The organism is Paenisporosarcina sp. (assembly GCF_049671445.1).
Classification (GTDB): Bacteria; Bacillota; Bacilli; order Bacillales_A; family Planococcaceae; genus Paenisporosarcina.
The window spans coordinates 1-2,744 of sequence record NZ_JBATUX010000123.1 but is presented as its reverse complement, the minus strand read 5'-3'; the positions used below and the strand labels follow the sequence as shown (position 1 = coordinate 2,744).

At 38.2% G+C, this 2,744-nt stretch carries 3 protein-coding genes and 1 pseudogene; all 4 read right to left on the bottom strand.

Going from position 1 to position 2,744, the window contains the following annotated elements; all coding sequences use genetic code 11:
• Window positions 1-260 (bottom strand): DinB family protein (locus tag WBG45_RS15775; protein WP_424416039.1); only part of this gene is annotated, 260 nt, incomplete at its 3' end.
• Window positions 261-435: 175 nt separating this feature from the next.
• Window positions 436-876, bottom strand: a complete 441-nt coding sequence (locus tag WBG45_RS15770; protein ID WP_424416038.1) for a YybH family protein — start codon at window positions 874-876, stop codon at window positions 436-438.
• A gap of 197 nt (window positions 877-1,073) precedes the next feature.
• Window positions 1,074-1,520 carry a YciI family protein gene (locus WBG45_RS15765; protein ID WP_424416037.1) on the bottom strand — a complete coding sequence of 149 codons (447 nt, stop codon included), beginning with the start codon at window positions 1,518-1,520 and terminating at the stop codon, window positions 1,074-1,076.
• Between the two features lie 12 nt (window positions 1,521-1,532).
• Window positions 1,533-2,744, bottom strand: a pseudogene (locus WBG45_RS15760) (RNA polymerase sigma factor); the annotation flags it as partial.

The following is a 2,744-nucleotide window of genomic DNA, read 5'->3' as shown; positions in this document are numbered from 1 at the left end:
TCTGGTAATTTGATTTTAATTGGCGGGAATCCTCCAATATTGAATAAATATTCTCCAAATTCTGTTTTACCCTGCTTTTGTTCTCTAACAGCTAACGCACAAGCTTCAACACTGTCTAGATACTCATGAGCTACGACAATTAAATGGTCATACATTTGACTGATAGACCAGACCCCTTGTTCAGGTATATGCCTTAGTTGCTCTAAAGAATATTTTTGTAAAAAGCTTTTGTATGTTTCAATCAATTTAAGGTCATTCATGTTAATTTCCCCCTTTTAAACTCTTTTATCGCGTTATCCTAAAATCCTGCACATTTGTTCATACATAAAAAAAGCACTTCTCCTTCTTGAAGAAATACACTCGATAGTGGGATAAAGTAGAGGTATTAATCTAAATTCATTTTACTTAATTTCACCCCTACCTACTCTGACTCTATTATTTTAGGTTAAAGATACCTTTTCCAGATTGCATATCTATTGGCAATGATGAATGCTCGTGTGTTATAAGCCAAGACTCATTTACTTTTTTCAAGCCAAATGTGAAACGGTTGGTCATTTGACGAAGTTTATCTTCAGTATTTTCTCTGAATGCAGCGAAAGTCACAGCACAATGCACGAATGCAACATTCGTATTTTCCTCAATCGTTAAATCCTTAAAATCTACTTTTAGTAAATATCTGTCTTCATTCAAACCATTAAACCACTCTGTCACGCTATCTTTCCATAAAGAGATACCCTTACACTCCCAGTTTCCCCAGCAATCATAAATATGTACGTCTTCAGCATAGATTGATAGGAATTTTTCAGTATCTAGTTCATAAACGGCACATTTGTAAATTTCAAGAACGTCCTGAACTAAACTCGTTCCATTCGTCATTAAAATCAGCTCCTTGATAAAAAATGCAATTCTTTTCGAGAGGTATTAAAATATCTATACTTTATTTAGTGCTTCTGTTTCTCACTAAATTAAACGTCTATTTTTGTAGTTTCTCACTTTCTATAAGCTTTGAACTATGGATCACCACTTGTGGTACTCCACCTTTGATTTATACGAGATATCCTTTTTATGGTAACTTATTTATCGTTCTTAAAGTAATGAACAGGGCGAATCTCGATGCGCCACCCAAACTCTTCTCCTTTGTTTACTTGTGTTGTCGGATGAATAGAGGCTATTTGGATCGCCTCATCCATGTTCTCAGCTTCAAAAATGAATATGCTGCCAATCAACTCTTTCGTTTCTGTAAACGGACCATCTGTTACGATTACCTTACCGTCCACACGGCGCAAGTTTTTGATCTCTGACTCTAGACCTGCATCAAGCAGCACCTTACCGCTTTCATAAAATTTCTCAGTGTGCGGCTGGCATTCATCCATCACAGCCTCAATTTCTGCACTTGGTAGTGCATGCATTTTTTCAGAGTTAAAATAGCCCATACATAAAAATATCATCATCATCTCTCCTAAATCATTTAAATTTTTGTATCTATAAATACAACGATCAGCAAACCAAGAAATCGACAAAACTAATATTTTTTATTTCAAACAATCTTTAGCCTGTTTTAATAGGAATTTCTGTTCTTGTACATTTTGTGTTAACAAAGCAGCACGCTGGAATTCTTCAAATGCTTCCCTCTTTCTTCCTAGTTTTAGAAGTAAATTGGCCCTTACACTGGGAAGCAAATGATAATTCCTCAACGCTAGTTCCTCAATTAAAGAATCAACAATTTCCAATCCTGCCTTTGGTCCATAGGCCATTGATATAGCAACAGCCCGATTCAATTCAACGACTGGAGAAGGAGCAATTTCTGAAAGCGCATCATACAGAACCGAAATTCGCACCCAGTTTGTTTTTTCTGGTGAGTCCGCTCTTGCATGACAAGCAGCTATAGCAGCTTGCAATGCATACATTCCGAATGTGCCTCGCAAGTCTTCAGCTTTTTTTAATGAAGCAACACCTCGGTCGATGTGTTCCTGATTCCACAACGAGCGGTTTTGATCCAGTAGCAAAATCATTTCACCCTCAGAATTCGTTCGTGCTTTAAACCGGGATGCTTGTATCTCCATTAGAGCAACAAGACCATGAACTTCTGATTCTATACGAATGAGATCTGCTAAAACTCTTCCCATTCTTAATGCTTCATTACATAGGTTCATTCGTATTAAATTTTCACCTGAAGAAGCCGAATAGCCCTCGTTGAACATAAGATAAATCACTTCCAATACGGAAGAAAGTCTTTCGGCATACGCTGCCTTCTGAGGAACCTCGAAAGGAACATTGGCTGTTGCAAGTGTTCGTTTTGCCCTAACAATCCGCTAGGCAATCGTCGGTTCAGGTACAAGGAACGCGTTTGCGATTTCTTCTGTTGTCAGTCCCCCAACCAGTCTCAGTGTAAGAGCTACACGGGCATTTTTTGATAACACCGGATGACATGTCATAAAAATCAGCCGCAATAAATTGTCCTTAATATCTTCGTCAATATCATCAGCCAAGTCAGGCTCAAAAAGTGTGTTCATTTCATAAACCATTTGATCATATTTTTGATCCAGTCGTTTTTTTCGACGAAGCATGTCAATGGCTTTTCTTTTAGCCACAGTCATCAACCAGGCCCCAGGGTTATTCGGAATACCAGAGACTGGCCAGCGTTCAAGCGCTATGATCAGTGTGTCTTGCGCAACATCTTCCGCTAAACTGATATCCCTCACCATCCGAGTTATGGAAGCAACTATTTTAGCTGATTCCGTTCT